Genomic DNA, 18,670 nt, shown 5'->3' with positions numbered 1-18,670 from the left:
CGCTGACGAGGTCTATGGCCATTGCCATGACCACGGGTTACAGCGCGCAGACCGAAGGCGCTCTCCTCTGCATCGAAGCCGCCTCGGACTGGGCCCTGACTTGTGTAGATCAACTTCCTTTATCTGACAGCCACGTGCTGATCGATTACGGAGCAGCCGATGGAGGTACCGCCGTAGGGCTCTGGAACCAGATCCTCGATCGCCTGCACGGCAATCAACCGCAGGCTCACCTCACGCTGATCGGCAACGACCTGCCAAGCAACGACAACGTGGCCCTGGCCGAAAACCTGGCTCTGCAGATTCCCAGGGAGCCCAAGCCCACCGTTCTGGTGAGTGCCCGCAGTTTTTACGAGCCCTCTGTTGGCCCCAACACCATCAGCTTCGGCTTTTCTGCGACAGCCATGCATTGGCTGAGCCAGTCGCCCGGCCCCCTCAATACCCATACGCATGTGCTGGCCTCGGGCGACGCCGATGCTCTGCAGCGCTTCACCGCCCAGGCTCTTAAGGACTGGACCTACGTGCTCGAACTGCGCAGCCGTGAGCTGATCGTGGGTGGTCGTCTGTTGACCGTGAACCTGTCACGGGACAACGAAGGCCGCTATCTCGGACACAACGGCGGCGAGACACGCAATGTGCACGACCAATTGCATCAGATTTGGCGTGGATTGGCCGACGAAGGAGTGATCAGTGAAGAGCAGTACCGCAATGGCACGGTGCTCAACTTCTACAAATCTCCTGACGAATTCATGGCGCCGCTGAAAGATGAATCATCAGCGCCGTACAGCAACGGTCTGCGTCTGGTGGATGAACGCACGGTGTACGTGAAGTGCCCTTACCGCAGGCGCTGGAACGAGGATGGCGACACAGCCACCTTCGCGGCGGGCCTGATGGCCACGATCCGCAGCTGGAGTCGACACAGCTTCGCCAGTGCTGCGGGCGACAAAGCTGCTGACCTGGTCTATGAGCGCCTCCAGCAACGCATCGCCGATGCGCCGAGCGAGTGGAGCCTTGATTACGTCGAACACCACCAGATGATGGAGAAAGTGGCCTGATGACAACCACCACCCGAACCAAGCCGACCGTGTCGGTGCTTGCTGAGCACGTGTCCGATCATCTGTCCGTGTTTGTTGTCGCTGAGAACACCGACGCCGCTCGCCCCGCCAATGGCGGACTGCGTTTACTCAACTATCCAAGCGACGAGGCGTGCATCGCCGACGGAGAACGTCTGGCTGGACTGATGACGCACAAGCATGACCTCTACGGAACGGGGTTCGCCGGAGGCAAGATCGTGGCGCGCGCCGCTGAACCGGCGGCTGTCAAGGACGAACTGATCCACGTCACCGCCGGCCTACTCGAATCTCTCGATGGCGCCATGATCACTGGCTGTGATCTGAACACCAGCCTGGAAGACATGGAGCGCCTGACGGCGCTCACCCCCCATGTGCTGGCTGCTGTGGGAAGTCCGGTGGACGCCAGTGCCGCCACAGCCCACGGAACCTTGGGCGCCGTTGAAGCCGTGTTGGACGCTGAGCTCAGTCAGGCCACCCCTGGCCGCGCTCTTGTCCATGGCTGCGGCGCCGTGGGGGGCACAGTCGCCCGCGTGCTGGTCCAACACGGTTGGACCGTGTTCACCGCCGATCTCGACCGATCGCGCGCGAGTTTCCCTGGAGCCACACCCCTGCCAAGCAACTGCCCGTGGTGGGAGATCAAGGTGGATTTGCTGATCCCATGCTCCATCTCCGGGCTGATTAACGCAGACATGGCCTCTGCCCTGAAGGTTGCTGCGGTGGTACCGGCAGCGAATGCCCCCTTCCAGCAACCCCAGATCGCGGACGAGCTGCGCCGTCGCAGCATTCGGGTGCTTCCCGACCCGCTGGTCAATGCCGGCGCCGTGATTGCCGATTCGATCGAACGCTTTTCACCGGACGCCTGGGAAGGAGCAGGTGCGAACGATGTCTATGCCTTCGTTCGCCAGGAAGTGCGCCAACGCGCCGCCAACTATCTCAATCAGCGTGATCAGGGCTTGTCGGTGGGGGCTGCCCTGGTGGAAGTGGCTGCAGAACCGGAACATGATCCGATCGGCCTGAGTTTCGGAGACGCGGCATGAGCCAACCACCAATGCCTGTCCAAGCCGAGGTCGTGATCGTCGGTGGCGGTATGGCCGGTCTGAGCTGTGCAGCCGCTCTGGCTCGGCGAGGAGTGCGTGATGTGGTGCTACTGGAAGCGAAGACCCTGGCCCATGCACGGGCCAGCAGCTTCGGCGAAACCCGCATGTTCCGGGAAATGTATTCCGACCCGGTGCTCTGCCGCCTGGCCCAGGAAGCCAATCGGCTCTGGCGAGAGGAAGAGAAGCACGCCGGAGAGCCCCTGCGGGAAACCCACGGATTGCTGTTCTACGGCGAAAGCTGGGACGAAGAAACCATCGAAGGGTCCATCCCTGGCGCCCGGCGGGTGATGGATGAACAGAACATTCCTTACGAGGCTCTGAGCGCAAAGGAGATCGCCGAACGCTTTCCGCTCAAACCCAAGCCCGACTTCACAGGTTTATTCGAACCCACCGCCGGAGCGGTACGCAGCGACAAGGTGATCGCCCACTGGCGGCGCACAGCGGAACAGGCGGGTCATCGCCTTCTGGAAGACACTCCAGTGAAGGGTGTTGATGCCGACGGCGGCGGCGTCACATTGGTCGACGGTCATCACATCGCCGCCGATCAGGTGGTGGTGGCTTGCGGCATCTGGAGCGATCTGTTGCTGGCCCCTCTGGGTCTGTCTCCAAAGCTCGAGATCTGGCCCATGTTGTGGGCGCATTACACCGTTGCCCCCTCCCTGGCGGATCGCTATCCGCAATGGTTCTGCTTCCAACGGGAACGCGGCGACGATGGCGGCCTGTACTACGGATTCCCTGTACTCAGCCACACGGCGGAAGGACGGCCGCGCATCAAGGCCGGTATCGACTGGGCTCCCAAGGAGCTGCGGGTTGCTGAACCGAATGCCATGTGCAGTGAAGCCCCGGCTCGACTGGTCGAACTTCTCGACACCTTCCTGTTCAACGAACTCGACGGAGTGCAGCAACGGGTGGAGACGGTGATGAGCCCGTACTCCATGACGAGCGATGTGAACTTCGTTCTTGATCGCCTCACGCCAAAGCTCAGCCTGTTTGCCGGGGGCTCAGGCCAGGCGTTCAAATTTGCTCCGCTCGTCGGCGATTCCCTCGCCCGATTGGCCTGTGGAGAATCACCGGCCGTGGATCTCTCCTGCTGGAGTCACCAGCGCGAGGCCGTGCGCGCCTGAAGCGCGACCTGTCAATTCTTCGTTAAAGCGTTTTCGTGAGCGATCAAACCAACCTCGGCGACGGACCTGTTTCAGCAGGGCCCTGGTGGCGTCGCCCGCCCCTCTGGATCGGTGCTGGCCCGCTGCTGGCCTTTCTGGTGCTGGCGGCCGTTGACCTCGCACTGGCCCAGCAATTCACCAGCTCCGGTAAGGCCATTGTCAGTGGATCCCTGGGCGGCTTGTGGCAGTGGATGGTGCTGTTGCTGTTCGTGATCGCCGTGGTGATGGCGATCAGTCCAGTGGGCCGCCTGCGTTTGGGAGGCGTCGACGCCAAACCAAGCCTGAAATTCTTTGACTGGTGCGCCGTGCTGATCTGCACGCTGCTGGCCGGTGGCGGGGTGTTCTGGTCAGCGGCTGAACCGCTGTTCCACTTCCGCACTCCGGCGCCTTACTTCAGCAACGTTGAAGGCTCCACAGCCGCAGCCGTCGATCCCTCTTTAGCCGTGAGCTTCCTGCACTGGGGATTTCTGGCATGGGCACTGGTGGCCACCACGGTCACGATCACCCTCTCAATCCAGGAACAACGCGGTGAACCGCTGCGGCCTCGCACCCTTCTGGTGGGACTGCTTCCCCATCGATGGGTCGAAGGTCCGCTTGGAGACCTCGCCGACGGACTGTCTGTGGTGGCAGCCATTGCCGGCACGGTGGGGCCGCTCGGCTTCTTATCACTGCAGCTCAGCAATGCCGCGGGCATGCTCCCAGGCCTCAGCGATAGCGCGGGCCTGCAGTCGCTGGTGGTGGTCCTGCTCACCGCCGTGTTCGCCACCTCCACGGTGAGTGGGATTCAACGGGGCATCAAGTGGCTGTCGGAAGTGAACGTTTGGCTCACGCTCGGCCTCGCCGCGGCCTTGCTTCTGCTGGGGCCAAGGCTTTGGCTGATTCAACACTTCGCCAGTTCCTTCACGCTCTACGTGAGCAACTTGGTGCCGATGGCTCTGGCTCCCAACCGTGGACCCGACAACTGGGTCAATGCCTGGACGGTGTTCTACTGGGGCTGGTTTCTGGGATACGCCCCCTTGATGGGGCTGTTCACCGCAGGGGTTAGCCGGGGCCGAACCCTGCGCGAACTGGTGCTGGCCGTGGCAATCCTCTGCCCAATCGTGACCAATCTTTGGTTCACCCTGCTGGGGGGCACGGGCATGCAACTGGAGCTGAGCAATCCAGGAGCCATCAGTGGACCTCTTGCTGCCAGTGGCGAAGCGGGCGCTCTGCTCGCCATCCTTGGCCAGCTCCCACTCCCCTGGCTGCTGATTCCTGTTGGCTTGATTCTGGTGGTGCTGTTCATGGCCACCAGCGCCGACTCGATGAGCTACGCCGCCGCCATGGTGGTGAGTGCCCAGCGAAAGCCACCCGCACTTCTGCGCCTGTTCTGGGCTCTGATGATTGGCAGCCTCACCCTGGTACTGCTGCGCATCGGCACCAGCCTGGGAGACAGCACGTCGATTAATGCTCTGCAGGCCTTCATTGTGATTTCAGCCGTTCCGGTCACGCCTTTGGTGTTGATCACTCTCTGGACTGCACCGCGTCTGGCCTGGAAGGAATGGCAGCAGCGTCAACAAGCTCCGGGTTCAAGCTGATCCACCCCGCCATCACCACCCCGAACAGGGCTAACGCGCCGTAGATCACCAGCACCAGCGACAGATCACCGCTTGGCGAAGCCTGCAGGATCAAGCCTGACACCACGCTCATCACTCCGCCCATCAGGGTTCCGCAGGTATTGACGATCGAAACGGTCATCGCCGTCTGCCCGAGAGGGGCCGAGGCCTCCGCAATCGGAAAGGCCAAGACTGCCGAACCCATGCCGATGCCGAATGTGAGCGCAGGCAATTGCAGCAGAGGTTGGGGAATCCAGGATGTCAGCAGGAGAAGCAGGGACAACAGCGTGATGAGGGTCCCCAGCAGCAGCACACGGCCCCGTCGCTGGGGCCGACCACCAAGCGCCCCACTGCCGACCATGCCCACCATCAAACCGATCGACATGGTGAGGGTGAGTCCTTCCATCAAGGGGCTGGGCCATCCCTTCAGGGTGGAGAGAAGGCCGTACTGGGCCATCCCGAACACAAATCCCAGCCCCCAGGCATACAGCAGGCAGCACTGAATCAGTCGCAGCACTCCCCCCCGGCTCCAACGCGGCACGTCCACCGGAGAAGCGACGATCGGCAGCCGATCCGCCCTGACCCGCGCATGCCTCGACACGCTCAAGAGCAACACGGGCAAGGCCACCACCAGCAGCAGCGAAAGGCCCTGCAGCAGCACCAAACCCCGCCAGGCTGAGCGACCCAGAAGCAGGGGAACCACCGCAGCGAGCGCAGCCCCCAAACCCACCAGAGCATCGGTACATCCCATCGCCAACGCAAAGCGATGGGTCGGCAGGGTGCGTCGCGCCAGGACCGCCGATGCCGGGAATGCAACGGCACAGGCCATGCCAGTGCCGATGCGGGAGAGCAACAACCCCATCAGGGTTTCACTGCGAGCAAACACCACGCTGCAGCTCGCAGCGACCAACGCAGCAAGAAGCAGCCAGAGCTCAACCCGCCCGCGATCGATCAGTCGCCCCACGGGAACCTGCACAAGCCCGTAGGGCACCAGAAAGCTCCCTGCAATCAGCGCCAGACCCGCTGGCCGGACAAGCAGCTCCGAACCGAGCGCCCGTTCGTAGTACTGAAAGCCGGTCTCCACCCAGACCAGCCAGAGAACAAAGAGAAGACTGAACAGCCAGAGCAGGCGATCACGCACAGCCAGCGAGCAGCAACGACCTCAGTTTGAAGTGATCATCGGGTTGTGCTTCGCGGCTTAAGACAGGCAGTAGTCCAGGGTGAGGCTCAGACTCCCGGTGGGGAGCGGAGCCTCCCCGGGCCTAAAGCGGGGAGCGGCCGTTGCCGCCATCGCCAGCCCACGGGTCGCGGGCTGGCTGCGCTGATCAATGCGCAACAGCTTCACCTTGGACAGCCCCAGGGCTGAAGCCGTGCTCGCCGCCTGCGACTGACCACGCTCCAAGGACCGCTTCAGCAAGCGCTCCTCCAGCTCTGTCTGACCCTGCACTGAAGCCAGGGAGGTCATGCCCTGCAGGCGAACCCCGGGCAGCCGGCCGGCCCGCTGAATCAGCGTGTCGTAATTGCTGCGACTGACCGAGCCTCGGATGGTTGTCGACGCCCGGTAGCGATCAGGAGACTGCGATCGACTGATGGGGAATGTGCTCGGCGCCGGCACTTCCAGATCGCCTTGCACCAATGGGGTGAGCTCCGTGCGCACACGCGCGAGACGACCATTGAGCTGCTCCAGGGCAGCAGCGCTGTTGGACGCTTCAGCCTCCAGACGCAGCGTGAAACGAAAACGGTCGGTGCGCGTGTCGCCTCGCTCCTGCACAGTGAGCTGCAGCACGGTGCCGTTGCAGCGAGGTCCCTGAACCTGCGCCCGAGCCGGCAGTAATCCTGCGGGAAACCCCAGGACTGCCATCGGAACGGCGAGGAGACGAACAGCAGATGTCCCAATGCGCATGGCGGAGGGCGAAGACACAACCTGGACGCTGTCTAAATCCCACCGGCGATGGACGGGTGACTGAACGGTGACGCGTCAGCCGGCAGTTATCACAGAGTGCATCCGATCATCGGGCGTCAACCCAGCTGCCGTGCAGCCCATGGGGAATCGCCAGAGGCAGCTCAATCACAGCAACCTCCTTGAGATCGGCCGCATCAAGAATCACCAAGTCGGATCCTTCCCGGGCCCCATTCCAGACCAGTTCCAGGATCCAGCCATCGTCCTCAGCGGTGGCACCGGGCCTGGGAACCATCAGCGGTTCGCTGACGAAACCATGGGGTGCGGCACTCCAGATCCGGCGTTCCCCGTTACTGAGGTCCAGCTTCTTGATCACCTGCAGGGGATCATTGCCCTGCTCCCGGGCGGCGGCGGCCATCCAGGCATAGCGGCAAGGGAGACCTTCCTTATCAGGATTCACCATGGCGAATTCGCAGCAGCGTTCGCTCAGGCGCGTGGTCTTCACCTCCCCACGTTCCAAGTTGATACGGCATTGCTCCAGCAGGCCTTCTGGAATCAGATCGAAATCCACTGCAGTGAAGTCCATCTCTGGGCCGACGGAGGGGAAGTCGCTGTAATAGATGCTTTCCACCACCACATCGCCGTCGTCTTCCCAAGCGTTGAGGTGATGGAACACAAAACCGTCCGGGGCATCCACAATGCGAGGCGGCTGCCCTGCAAAGGCACCGCTTTCTCGCGGAATCAACCAGAACTTGGCCTGACCATCCGGCTTCGACTGCAGACACTGAGCAGCCCCCTTCTGGCCGAGTACGAATGGCAGGGGATTGAAGGCGATGGCGTTCTGAAGAAACACTGCCCAGTTGGGTGTGATCGCAAAATCGTGGAGAAAGGCAAAGCCGTTGAAACTGTCTTTGCGTTCACAGAGAAGGTCGCCAGCTGTGATGCCCGCAGCAGCATCGGTTTCGGTGGCGAACTCCATTAAGCGGATGGTGCTGCGTGGTCCGGTTTTGACCCCGAAGGTCACCATGCGCGGACGGTCGTGATGGCCGGGATCGAAGCGGGGGTGCGCACTGAAGGCCTCACCTTTCTTGAGCACTCCTCCGAGAAGGCTGATGCCATGGGTTTCAAGGGTGCGGGGATCAAGCGCGTGCGGTTCCGCCGCCTCCCAGAGCGCCAACAACTGATCGCCCAGCTGCACCACCCCGGTGTTCGCAATGTTTTTCAGGCGAAGATCAAAGGCATTCGCCAGGGGCCCACCGGGCTTCTGACTGCCGAATACACCGCGATACAGCACCTTTCCCGCAGCTTCCTCTTCCTGCCAACCGGCCGTTCGCACAAAGCGATTGCGCAAGGCAAGCGTGCCCTCTTCAAAGCGAAGGGCCGTGATCATCCCGTCGCCATCAAAAGGGTGATGCACCCGTTGGCCGTTGCGCTCGAGCCGACCGGGACCGTTGCGGTACAAGGTTCCCAACAAGTCGGCAGGGATGGCGCCGCGCACCGGGGTCAGAGGCACATCGGTGAGCTCCTGCTCCACATTGCGAAAGGCACTAGCCCATTCCGACCGTTCGAAACGGTCAACGGCGGGAGCGACGGTCACAGAAGACGGAGCAGTTAGCCCCATCCTCTCGTAACGGACTGTGAAGCGCGCGCTTCAATTCATTCCGGCCTGCTCCAGTACCCCCTTACTGCTTGGCACCGCATCGGCTCTGCGTGGGTCGATCTCTGTGGCCTGGCGCAGCGCTCTGGCGAAGGCTTTGAAACAAGCCTCCACGATGTGGTGGGAATTGGCGCCATCGAGCTGGCGGATGTGCAGAGTGAGTCCACTGTTGTTCACCACAGCCACGAAGAACTCCTTCACCAGCTCAGTGTCGTAAGTGCCGATTTTCTGGCTGGGAATGCTGAGGCTGTAACTCAGGTGCGGACGACCAGAGCAGTCCAACGCCACCTGCACCAAGGCCTCATCGAGAGGCGCAAGGAAATGGCCAAAGCGATGAATGCCGCGGCGATCTCCGAGCGCCTGAGCCAGGGCCTGGCCCACGGCGATGCCCACGTCTTCATTGGTGTGGTGATCATCAATGTGCGTATCGCCTTGCGCGCTGATCTCCAGATCGATCAGGCCATGGCTGCTGATCTGATGGAGCATGTGATCGAGAAAGGCCACTCCGGTGCTGACCTGGCACTGACCGCTGCCATCGAGGTTCAGGCGCACCTGCACATCGGTTTCTCCGGTGACCCGGTGGATTTCACCTGTACGCATACTCATCGGCCTCAGGATCGGGGACGCCTGCGCTGATCATGCCGGCTCACATGCCATTGATGCAGTAGCCGGCATCCACGTAAAGGGTTTGCCCCGAGATGCCGCTGGAGAGCTCGCTGAGGAGGAAAGCCGCCGTGTTGCCCACCTCGGTCTGCGTGACCGTGCGACGCAAGGGAGCCTTCTCCTCCACGTTGTGGATCATGTCGAGAATGCCACCGATGGCCGAACTGGCCAGGGTGCGGATCGGACCGGCACTGATGGCATTCACGCGCACTTGCTTCTCGGGGCCAAGTTCGGCGGAGAGATAGCGCACAGAGGCTTCGAGGGCCGCTTTGGCCACACCCATCACGTTGTAATTGGGGATCGCCCGCTCAGCGCCGAGGTAGGTGAGGGTGACGACCCCTGCCTTTTCACTGAACAGGGGCTTGGCATGGCGGCAAAGCGGGGCCAGGGAATAGGCACTGATCTCAAGGGCACGGGCGAAACCTTCGGCCGTTGTGGCGCTGTAATCGCCCACCAACTCCTCCTTACCAGCGAAGGCCAGACAGTGCACCAAGCCGTCGAGAACGCCCCACTGGCTCTTGATCTCAGCAAACACGGCCTCCATCTGAGCCGAATCCTGCACGTTCAAAGGAAGAAAGAGGGAGGGCTCCAGGGGTGCGGTGAGCTCACGCACCTTCGACTCGAAACGACCTTTGTCGTCAGGGAGGTAGGTGATGCCCAGCTCAGCCCCTGCGGCTTTGAGCTGCTGGGCGATTCCCCAAGCGATCGATCGGTTGTTGGCAATGCCGGTAACGAGAATCTTCTTGCCCGTGAGATCGAGAAGCATCGGACCGGCTGACGTTGAACAGTGCTGGGATTCTCTCCCATCCCGCACCCCTGCCCTGAGAAGCCTGTCGCAGTTGTCTTCAGCGATCGACAGGATGACGGCGTTCCTGTGATCCCGTGGTGCTGCCCTTACCCCCCGTCACACCCCTGTCCTGGCCTGAACAGCCAGGGGATCTGCCGCGAGACCTGCCGGATCGCAACGCACTCGATCAACTCCTGGCCAACGAATTCCCCAGCGCCCAGGGGCCACTCAGTGGGATCCAAGGTGGCAGGCGAGCGGCCGAAAGCCAGCTGCGCCGTGTGGATGCGAAGCGTTACGGCCGCAGCCGCAACCATCTCAAGGGTGCCGTCACCCGCTTGTCCCCCTGGATTCGACACGGCGTGCTCACCCTGGCGGAGATCAGGGAGGCGGTGTTTGCCCAATTGCGAGATCGCGGCCAGAGCAGGGAGGACGGCGGCAAGCTGATCAATGAGCTGGGCTGGCGTGATTTCTGGCAGCGGATGTGGGGCGATCTCGGCGATGGCATCCATGAGAGCCAAGAGGAGCTGAAGACCGGCCACGATCCCGCCAGCTACAGCCGGAAGCTTCCCGACGACGTGCGCGAAGGCCGCACGGGCCTGGCCTGTATGGATGGATTCAGCGAGGAGCTGGTGAGTAGCGGCTGGCTCCACAACCACGCACGGATGTGGATGGCGGCGTATCTGGTGCACTGGCGCCGGGTGCATTGGAAAGCAGGAGCTGACTGGTTCCTGGAGCACCTGCTTGACGGCGACCCCGCCAGCAACCACCTCAGCTGGCAATGGGTTGCCAGCAGCTTCAGCCACAAGCCGTACTTCTTTAACCGCGGCAACCTGGAGCGCTACAGCGACGGCAAGTACTGCAAGAGCTGCCCGAGCGCGGACACCTGCCCATTCGAGGGAAGTTACGACCAGCTGGAGTCGCAGCTATTCGCGCCCCAGCCCGCAATCCGGGATGTCCCCAGCCGAGGCCGCAACAGCAACTCCCGAGGCAGTGCCAGCGCCGCCTTCGCCCGACCGAAGCGCTGAGCCTCCGATTCCCCCCAAATACCCATGCCATTCCAAAACCCGATCCTCTGGATCCACGAGGAAGCCCTTGGCCCCCGAAACCCTGCCCGGCTCGCCTGGCCTGACGCCCCAGCCCTGTTTGTGTTCGACACGCAGTGGATCGAGAACGACGGCATCAGCCGCAAACGCCTGGGCTTTCTCTACGAGAGCGCCCTGGAGTGTGCGGTGACCCTGCGCAAAGGAGATGTGGCGGCCGAGGTGATCCGTTTTGCCCAGCGGCATCAGGCCGATGGAGTCGTTACCAGCGTGCCCGTGGACCCCCGCCTGGCGGGAATCGCAGCACGGGTTGAGAGCCAATACCCCCTGGAACGACTGGAGCCGGAGCCTTTCGTGAGCCTGCCGCGGCCACCGCGCCTGGGCCGCTTCAGCCGTTACTGGCGTGAAGCAGAACCGGTGGTCTGGGAAGGCTTTTAGGTTTATGACGCATCGTCCTTCAGCAGCGCCTCTTCCCTCCTGAGCTCCTCAGCGGGATCGGTGAGCAAGTCTTCTTCCTCCAGGGCAGGGAGCGCAACGGGGACCACCTCCGATGCCTTGGTCGGCGGCTGAACCCACTGCCAGCGGGCCTTCGGCGCCCGGTCTGCACACAGAGCCTTCAACTCCTCTTGGAGCGCCTTCAGAACAGATCCACGCTGAACAACGTCAAAAAACTCCGAACGCGGGGCCAGGCCAGCACTGAACGGTGCCGTGCCATTGCCGTTAAAGAGACGAGCGGCATCCACAAACCAGCGCGGTTTGCAGACCGCCGGATCACGGGTATCCGTTTCCAAGAACAAATGAAGACCGAATCCATCGGGTTGGCTGACCACAGCCAGCCCGTCATGGGGAACTCTCCGCTGCAGCGGGAACACCGCCCAGGAGGCCTCAGGAGATGCACCACAACCCGCCAAGGTGAAAGCCATTGCAGCCAAGCCTGCAGGAGCCTTTTGAACCCAGCGCACCAACGCCTCACCGCAGGAGTGCCGGATTCTGAAGCAAGATCAGCGACACTGCAGGCTCTTGGCCGGTCGCATGGTGCTCACTCCATCCACGATGCTTCCCCTTGGGCATCCACTCCCCGCCTTCCGTCTGCCCGTCGTGAGCGGCGCGCTGACGCAGCGGTCCCCTGGCACAACCTCGCTGATACCCGAGCTGGGGCGCGACGATCTGCCCAACCAACCGGTCCTGGTGATGCTGATCTGCTCCCACTGCCCGTTTGTGAAGCACGTGGAACCGGAACTGAGCCGCCTGGAACGCGACTACGGCCAGCGCGTCTCCCTGCTCGCCGTCTCGAGCAACAGCGTGATCACCCATCCCCAGGACGGACCTGAAGGCCTGCGCCAGCAGGCCGAACGCTTGGGCTGGGCGTTTCCTTATCTCTTCGACGAGCAGCAGAGCCTGGCGATGGCGCTTCGCGGCGCCTGTACGCCGGAGTTTTATCTGTTCTCACCGGATTCCAGCGCGCAACAGACCCTGCGCTATCGCGGGCAACTGGATGGCAGCCGGCCGGGAAGCGCCGTGGAACTCGATGGCCGCGATCTAAGGCATGCCATGGATGCCGTCCTGGCTGGTCAGCCGCTGGAAGACCAGCAGCACCCCTCGATCGGCTGCAACATCAAATGGCATCCCGGACAAGAACCTCCGTGGTTTGGGAGCCCGGCTTAAGGTGCCCTGCATGCAGGTGCCACCCTTCAGTCTCAGCCAACAGCTCGCGGATCTCGGGCAGGAACTCGATGCCGCAGCGCTTCGGGTGCTGCACAGCGGTCAGTACATCGGCGGCTCCGAGATCCAGGCGTTCGAGCGCTCCTTCGCAGAGGCCGTGGGGACTGCCCATGCCGTGGGCTGCAACAGCGGTACGGATGCCCTTGTCTTGGCCTTGCGAGGCCTGGGGATCGGCAGCGGCGATGAAGTGATCACCGCATCCTTCAGTTTTTTTGCCACGGCGGAAGCGATTAGTGCCGTAGGCGCCACGCCGGTGTTCGTGGACGTCGACCCCGCGACCTATCTGATCGACCTCAACCGCATCGAGGCGGCGATCACCCCCAGAACCCGTGCGCTGCTTCCAGTGCATTTGTTCGGCAGGCCCGTGGACATGACACGGCTGATGGCCATCGCTGAACGCCATGGCTTGCAGGTGGTCGAAGACTGCGCTCAGGCCACCGGTGCCCATTGGGCCGGACGGGGCGTGGGCAGTTGGGGGGACGTGGGTTGCTTCAGTTTTTTCCCCACAAAGAATCTCGGTGCAGCCGGCGACGGCGGAGCCGTTTGTTGTCATAGCCCTGAACTGGCTCAGCGGATGCGCGAACTGGCCGTTCACGGCATGCCACGCCGTTATCTGCACACCGAGCTCGGTTACAACAGCCGGCTCGATGCCCTGCAGGCGGCTGTGCTCAATGTGAAATTGCCCCATCTCAATCAGTGGGTGAAGCGCCGCGGTGCCATTGCAGCCCGCTACAGCGAAGCCCTTCAAAATCTTCCTGGTTTGCAGCTTCCGGAGCCAGACGCCCACGGAGGCCATGGCTGGAATCAGTTCGTGATCCGCGTTCATCGCTGCGCGAGCGGGCAGGAACTCTGCAGCGGCAGCTGCCCGGCGGCCTGCAGTGAGCATGGACTTCCCGACAGCCGCTGCCGCGACTGGCTGAAGCAAAGTCTTCAGCAACAGGGCGTAAACACGATCATCTACTACCCGATCCCCATTCATCGCCAACCGGCTTACGGCGATCTAAATCTGGCGCCTGGGTCTCTACCGATCACTGAACAACTCTGCAGTGAGGTGCTCAGCCTGCCGATTTTTCCCGAACTCAGTCTGGAACAACAAGACCGAGTGATCACCGTACTCAAAAGCTTGCTGAATCAGCGCGACTTCAAAGCCGACCAGTCCTGCGACGTTGCAGCCTGATGCTTCAGACTTTGATCGTGGCGTAGAGCGCTTTGAATTTGGCCTGCTGAATCTTGTGATTCACGAGTGGTTCCGGGTACCCCCTGCGCTCCAGAGCACCGATCTCACCACTAAGCAGATCCTTGGTGCACACATGCCGCAGCTCGGGAACCCAGCGACGGATGTAGTCCCCATCGGCATCGAATTTGGACGCTTGGGTGGCGGGATTGAAGATGCGCAGGGGCTTGGGATCCATGCCGCTGCTGGCACTCCACTGCCAGCCGCCGTTGTTGGCGGCCAGATCGCCATCCACTTCAAGCTCCATGAAGGCCCTCTCACCCCAGCGCCAGTCACAGATCAGGTCCTTCACCAGGAATGAGGCCACGATCATGCGACAGCGGTTGTGCATCCAGCCGCTCTGCTGGAGCTGGCGCATGGCCGCGTCGATGATCGGCATCCCGGTCTGACCGTCCTTCCAAAAGTCGAACCAGTCCTCGTTGTTTTCCCAAGGGAATCGGCGCCACTGTTCCCTGTAAGGACCATCAGCCAGCTCTGGGAAATGGAACAGGGCCTGCTGGTAGAACTCACGCCAGGCCAGCTCCTGTTCCCACACGGCGATGGCCTGACGCTGTTCATCACTACGGGCCAGATCCTTTGCGGCTTGAGCCGCGCACCAGGCCTGCCTCGGACTCACCGTGCCCACACTGAGTGCAGCACTCAGGCCGGAGGTACCAGCGGTGCCGGGGAAATTGCGATCGGGCTCGTAACCCAGAAGCGGACCATCCGCGAAGACAGCCAACTGGTCGGCAGCGGCCGCTTCACCTGGACGGCAAGGGCAGAGATTCATACCGGCGAATCCATGCTCCGTTTGCAGACGCTGCAAAGCCTGCTGCCCATCTGCCCAAAGACGGCCAAGCGCCGTCTCCGTGGAGCTGATCGCCTGCTGCTGTTCCGCTGTCAGATCCTGGAGGTCTGTGGGGTCAGCCACAGTGCTGGGACGCAGGCGTTCCACCTGCCCACGCCAGTTGCGCAGAAAGGGGCCATACACGCGATAGGGATCACCGTTGCCGGTTTTCAGCAGCTCCGGAGCCACCAACAGCTGATCCCAATCCACAAGCACTTGGCGTCCATCGGCCTGCAGAGCCTTCGCCACGCCGCGATCACGTTCGCGGGCGTAGGGCTCCACATCCCGGCTCCACACCACGGTGGAACTGTCCAGGAGCGCAGCGAGCTGCGGAAGCAACGTGAGCGGATCCCCCTGCAACACCAGCAGGCGACTTCCCGCCTCACGCCAGCGATCCTGAAGTTCGACCAGGCTCTCCACCAGGAACCACAGCCGCGCTGGGGCCATGGGCGGCAACTGCGGAGGTGGCGTGATGATCGCCGGGTCGAGGACATAAACCCCGGTCACCGCCGGACCGAGAGCCGCAGCAGCCTGAAGACCAGTGTTGTCCGCCAGCCGCAGGTCACGCCGATGCCAGAAGAGGGTGCGTGCAGACGCCATCACAGACCCAGACGTTGCTTGGCACGGAACCAGGCCGTGACACTCTTGCCATCAAGCCATTCCTCACCGGAGGCCAGGGCAGCGTCGAGCTCAGCCGGGGTCATCTCCAACACCTCAAGGTCCTCATCTTCATCCCCGGCCGGTGGGTTCGCCAATGGGGTGAGCTGCCGGGCCAGAAAACAGTGAATGACCTCATCGGAATAGCCTGGGCAAGGCAACATTGGACCCAGGGAATCCCAAACGGCAGCGCTGTAACCGGCTTCCTCTCCGAGTTCGCGCTGCATCGACTCCAGGGGATCCTCCCCATCCTCGAGGGTGCCAGCGGGGAATTCGAGCAGGCGGGCCTGAACGGCGAAACGGTATTGACGCAGCAGCACCACCCGGCCCGCATCGGTGATCGGCACCGCCAGGGATGCGCCCGGATGCCGGATCAGTCCAAAGGTGCCCTCCACGCCCAGGGGCAGCTTGATGCGATTGCGCTCGAAGCGGATCTTGCGTGCCTGCATCACCTCGATGGTTTCCAGCAGCTCGAAGGGCTCGGGGGCTGGCAGCGGTGCCATGGAGCAGGGGCTCAGGGTGCCCCAGCATGGCGCATGAATCCAGGGACTCTCATGCAGTCCAGTTCACGGATTCCCCCATGGCGGCCAGCAAAGGCTCCATCACAAAAGGCCGCAGATGCAGGCGAGGGTGGGGAAGCACCAGACGCGGATGGTCCAGGCGCCAGGCGCCCCAGAACAGCAGATCAAGATCCAGGGTGCGCGGTCCCCAGCGCTGTTCGCGGGCACGATCACGGCCAAACGCACGCTCTAGGTCATGCAACTGATCCAGTAGCTGCAAAGCATCGCGGGCATTGCAGGCGCGCTGGACGCCCCTGAGGAGCACCACCGCGTTGCAATACATGGGCTGACCGCTGGGTCCGCCCACGGGGTCGGTCATCAGCAAAGGCGACCAGGAGCACACCAGTCCTGAGGCATCACCAGGTTCAGACCAGCGCAGCAACAGCTGCTCGAGCCTGGGGCGAACAGCGATCAGGGTGCGGCGAGGATCACCGGTAGGGCCTGGACGATTGCCGCCAAGGGCCACGGCCAGATCGTTGGGCTGATCAGCGAGACTGGCGCTCACGCGATGGGTCGGACAACGTTCATGGTTTCAGGTGGAGGGGTTGCCGATGGAGTGAGAAGCACGGCCGCTCAGGACCAGGCGAACCGCGCGTTCCCCTTGGCTGCGATCACAGGCCACGGCACGCTCAAACTGGCGTTAATGCTGGCAGCCGTCGACCCGGGATTGGGCGGAGTGATCATCGCCGGGGGACGCGGCACCGGCAAGTCCGTGCTGGCGCGGGGACTGCATGCGCTTCTGCCTCCGATCGAAGTCTTGGATCCAGAGGCGGCAGGTGTTCCCTCAGGCCCAGGGCGCAACCTCGATCCCACTCGCCCTGAGGAATGGGATGCAGCGAGCCGGGAGCAGCTGAGCGCTGAACCACCGGCACGGGTCATTCCGGCTCCTTTCGTGCAGGTGCCCCTCGGCATCACGGAAGACCGCCTCGTGGGTGCCGTCGATGTCACCGCCTCCCTCAGCAGTGGCAGCCCTGTGTTTCAACCTGGCCTCCTGGCCGAGGCCCATCGGGGTGTGCTGTATGTGGACGAGCTCAACCTGTTGGATGACGGCATCGTCAATCTGCTGTTGGCCGCCGTGGGAGCCGGCGAGAACCAGGTGGAACGCGAGGGTCTGAGCCTCAGCCACCCCTGCCGGCCCCTGTTGATTGCCACCTACAACCCAGAGGAAGGCAACGTCCGCGACCATCTGCTCGATCGCTTCGCGATTGCACTCTCTGCCAATCAACTCGTCAACACTGAGCAGCGGGTTGAGATCACCAACGCGGTGCTCAGCCATGGACAGTGCAGCCGCAGCTTCGCGGAGCGCTGGAAGGAGGACACCGATGCCCTGGCCACCCAGCTACTGCTGGCACGGCAATGGCTCCCGGATGTGCAAATCAGCCGCGAGCAGATCGAATACCTGGTCACAGAAGCCATCCGCGGTGGGGTCGAAGGCCATCGCTCCGAGTTGTATGCCGTGCGCGTGGCCAAGGCCCATGCGGCCCTCAGTGGCCGCGATCAAGTCGACGCCGACGACTTGCAGGTGGCCGTAGCCCTGGTGATTGCGCCACGGGCCTCCCAGCTACCACCACCGGATCAGCAGATGGAGCCACCGCCACCGCCCGAGCAACCGGAGGATCAGTCCCCGCCGCCACCGGACTCCGGTGAGCAGAACAACGACGAAACGCCTCCCCCACCCGAGGGGTCCGCTGAGGATGACAACGATCCGCCAGACGACAGCAGCGACGACAGCGACAACGATGACGACAACAGCGACGACGATGAGGACTCGGAGCAGGACGAGGCACCGCCATCGGTACCAGAGGAGTTCATGCTGGATCCCGAGGCGGTGGCAATCGATCCCGACCTGCTGTTGTTCAATGCCGCCAAAAGCAAAAGCGGCAACAGTGGCAGCCGTTCCGTGGTGCTCAGTGACAGCCGTGGCCGTTACGTGAAGCCGATGCTCCCCCGCGGTCCCGTCCGGCGCATCGCCGTCGATGCCACGCTCCGAGCAGCCGCGCCGTACCAAAAAGCCCGGCGGGCACGCCAACCGGATCGCACCGTGATTGTGGAAGAGGCGGATCTGCGCGCCAAGCTGCTGCAGCGACAAGCAGGAGCCCTGGTGATTTTCCTGGTGGATGCCAGTGGATCCATGGCTCTGAACAGGATGCAGAGCGCCAAAGGTGCCGTGATCCGTCTGCTCACGGAAGCCTATGAAAACCGCGATGAAGTGGCGCTGATTCCCTTTCGCGGCGATCAGGCGGAGGTGCTGTTGCCACCCACCCGCTCGATCACGGCCGCCCGCCGGCGGCTGGAATCCATGCCCTGCGGCGGTGGTTCACCGCTGGCCCATGGCCTCACCCAGGCGGCCCGCGTCGGTGCCAATGCCCTAGCCACAGGCGATCTAGGGCAGGTGGTGGTGGTCGCCATCACGGACGGGCGCGGCAACGTTCCCCTCAGCACATCCCTGGGCCAGCCGGAGCTTGAAGGTGAAGAGAAGCCCGATCTCAAGCAGGAAGTGCTCGATGTGGCCAGCCGCTACCGGATGCTTGGTCTCAAGCTGCTGGTGATCGACACCGAACGCAAATTCATCGGCAGCGGCATGGGCAAGGATCTGGCAGAAGCGGCTGGGGGGAAATATGTGCAGCTGCCGAAAGCCAGTGATCAGGCAATCGCAGCCGTGGCCATGGAGGCCATCAATTCCGTGACTTGAACCTGAT

General features: G+C 62.8%; 18 protein-coding genes. 9 read left to right on the top strand and 9 right to left on the bottom strand.

Going from position 1 to position 18,670, the window contains the following annotated elements:
* Positions 1-14 precede the first annotated feature (14 nt).
* Genes SynPROS71_RS01615 through SynPROS71_RS01600 form a run of 4 tightly spaced genes read left to right on the top strand, consistent with a single transcriptional unit; the run spans position 15 to position 4,907 of the window.
* On the top strand, positions 15-1,052 hold the full coding sequence (locus SynPROS71_RS01615; protein WP_186596208.1) for an SAM-dependent methyltransferase: 1,038 nt from the start codon (positions 15-17) through the stop codon (positions 1,050-1,052).
* The gene (locus SynPROS71_RS01610) at positions 1,052-2,107 is read left to right on the top strand and encodes a Glu/Leu/Phe/Val dehydrogenase dimerization domain-containing protein (RefSeq protein WP_186596207.1); all 1,056 of its coding nucleotides are present in this window, start codon (positions 1,052-1,054) and stop codon (positions 2,105-2,107) included. Before SynPROS71_RS01615 ends, SynPROS71_RS01610 begins: the two co-directional genes overlap by 1 nt.
* 11 nt (positions 2,108-2,118) lie before the next feature.
* Complete coding sequence (locus SynPROS71_RS01605; protein ID WP_370586838.1) at positions 2,119-3,291, top strand: FAD-dependent oxidoreductase; 1,173 nt, start codon at positions 2,119-2,121, stop codon at positions 3,289-3,291.
* A 35-nt stretch (positions 3,292-3,326) separates the two neighbouring features.
* Positions 3,327-4,907, top strand: a complete 1,581-nt coding sequence (locus tag SynPROS71_RS01600; protein WP_186596204.1) for a BCCT family transporter — start codon at positions 3,327-3,329, stop codon at positions 4,905-4,907.
* Here SynPROS71_RS01600 and SynPROS71_RS01595 read toward each other — a convergent pair.
* The 5 genes from SynPROS71_RS01595 to fabI all read right to left on the bottom strand — a co-directional run bounded on the left by SynPROS71_RS01595 (position 4,834) and on the right by fabI (position 9,911).
* On the bottom strand, positions 4,834-6,066 hold the full coding sequence (locus SynPROS71_RS01595; RefSeq protein ID WP_186596203.1) for an MFS transporter: 1,233 nt from the start codon (positions 6,064-6,066) through the stop codon (positions 4,834-4,836). The two genes, SynPROS71_RS01600 and SynPROS71_RS01595, sit on opposite strands and share 74 nt — an antisense overlap.
* A gap of 57 nt (positions 6,067-6,123) precedes the next feature.
* Positions 6,124-6,846: an SIMPL domain-containing protein gene (locus SynPROS71_RS01590; protein WP_255442283.1), complete on the bottom strand. Its 723-nt coding sequence runs from the start codon at positions 6,844-6,846 to the stop codon at positions 6,124-6,126.
* Positions 6,847-6,934: 88 nt separating this feature from the next.
* On the bottom strand, positions 6,935-8,422 hold the full coding sequence (locus tag SynPROS71_RS01585; RefSeq protein WP_186596202.1) for a carotenoid oxygenase family protein: 1,488 nt from the start codon (positions 8,420-8,422) through the stop codon (positions 6,935-6,937).
* Positions 8,423-8,476: 54 nt separating this feature from the next.
* Positions 8,477-9,088 (bottom strand): imidazoleglycerol-phosphate dehydratase HisB, encoded by a 612-nt coding sequence (hisB, locus tag SynPROS71_RS01580; RefSeq protein ID WP_186596201.1) that lies wholly within the window; start codon positions 9,086-9,088, stop codon positions 8,477-8,479.
* 40 nt (positions 9,089-9,128) lie between these two features.
* Positions 9,129-9,911, bottom strand: a complete 783-nt coding sequence (gene fabI, locus SynPROS71_RS01575; RefSeq protein WP_186596200.1) for an enoyl-ACP reductase FabI — start codon at positions 9,909-9,911, stop codon at positions 9,129-9,131.
* Between the two features lie 119 nt (positions 9,912-10,030).
* Between fabI and SynPROS71_RS01570 the strand changes: the two genes are divergently transcribed.
* Positions 10,031-10,957: an FAD-binding domain-containing protein gene (locus SynPROS71_RS01570; RefSeq protein ID WP_370586837.1), complete on the top strand. Its 927-nt coding sequence runs from the start codon at positions 10,031-10,033 to the stop codon at positions 10,955-10,957.
* 24 nt (positions 10,958-10,981) lie between these two features.
* Positions 10,982-11,410 carry a hypothetical protein gene (locus tag SynPROS71_RS01565; RefSeq protein WP_186596198.1) on the top strand — a complete coding sequence of 143 codons (429 nt, stop codon included), beginning with the start codon at positions 10,982-10,984 and terminating at the stop codon, positions 11,408-11,410.
* Between the two features lie 2 nt (positions 11,411-11,412).
* Here SynPROS71_RS01565 and SynPROS71_RS01560 read toward each other — a convergent pair whose 3' ends face one another.
* Entirely contained in the window at positions 11,413-11,895 is a 483-nt protein-coding gene (locus SynPROS71_RS01560) for a hypothetical protein (protein WP_255442280.1), read from the bottom strand.
* A 109-nt stretch (positions 11,896-12,004) separates the two neighbouring features.
* Here SynPROS71_RS01560 and SynPROS71_RS01555 point away from each other — a divergent pair, with 109 nt between their 5' ends.
* Positions 12,005-12,637: a thioredoxin family protein gene (locus tag SynPROS71_RS01555; RefSeq protein ID WP_186597805.1), complete on the top strand. Its 633-nt coding sequence runs from the start codon at positions 12,005-12,007 to the stop codon at positions 12,635-12,637.
* A gap of 10 nt (positions 12,638-12,647) precedes the next feature.
* A complete protein-coding gene (locus SynPROS71_RS01550) occupies positions 12,648-13,871 on the top strand; it encodes a DegT/DnrJ/EryC1/StrS aminotransferase family protein (RefSeq protein WP_186596196.1) in 1,224 nt (407 codons plus the stop codon).
* 4 nt (positions 13,872-13,875) lie between these two features.
* Here SynPROS71_RS01550 and SynPROS71_RS01545 read toward each other — a convergent pair whose 3' ends face one another.
* From SynPROS71_RS01545 to folK, 3 genes are read right to left on the bottom strand one after another with little or no spacing between them, the layout of a single operon-like run.
* The gene (locus tag SynPROS71_RS01545) at positions 13,876-15,354 is read right to left on the bottom strand and encodes an FAD-binding domain-containing protein (protein ID WP_186596195.1); all 1,479 of its coding nucleotides are present in this window, start codon (positions 15,352-15,354) and stop codon (positions 13,876-13,878) included.
* On the bottom strand, positions 15,354-15,914 hold the full coding sequence (locus tag SynPROS71_RS01540; protein ID WP_186596193.1) for an NUDIX hydrolase: 561 nt from the start codon (positions 15,912-15,914) through the stop codon (positions 15,354-15,356). The genes SynPROS71_RS01545 and SynPROS71_RS01540 overlap by 1 nt, the downstream gene beginning before the upstream one ends.
* Before the next feature lie 49 nt (positions 15,915-15,963).
* A complete protein-coding gene (gene folK, locus SynPROS71_RS01535; protein ID WP_186596191.1) occupies positions 15,964-16,476 on the bottom strand; it encodes a 2-amino-4-hydroxy-6-hydroxymethyldihydropteridine diphosphokinase in 513 nt (170 codons plus the stop codon).
* A 3-nt stretch (positions 16,477-16,479) separates the two neighbouring features.
* Between folK and SynPROS71_RS01530 the strand changes: the two genes are divergently transcribed.
* Entirely contained in the window at positions 16,480-18,663 is a 2,184-nt protein-coding gene (locus SynPROS71_RS01530; RefSeq protein ID WP_370586836.1) for a putative cobaltochelatase, read from the top strand.
* The last annotated feature ends 7 nt before the right edge of the window (positions 18,664-18,670 follow it).

Origin of the sequence: Synechococcus sp. PROS-7-1 (assembly GCF_014279795.1) — a bacterium.
Classification (GTDB): Bacteria; Cyanobacteriota; Cyanobacteriia; order PCC-6307; family Cyanobiaceae; genus Synechococcus_C.
The sequence above is the reverse complement of the archived record's forward strand: the minus strand, read 5'-3'. Positions and strand labels throughout refer to the sequence as shown.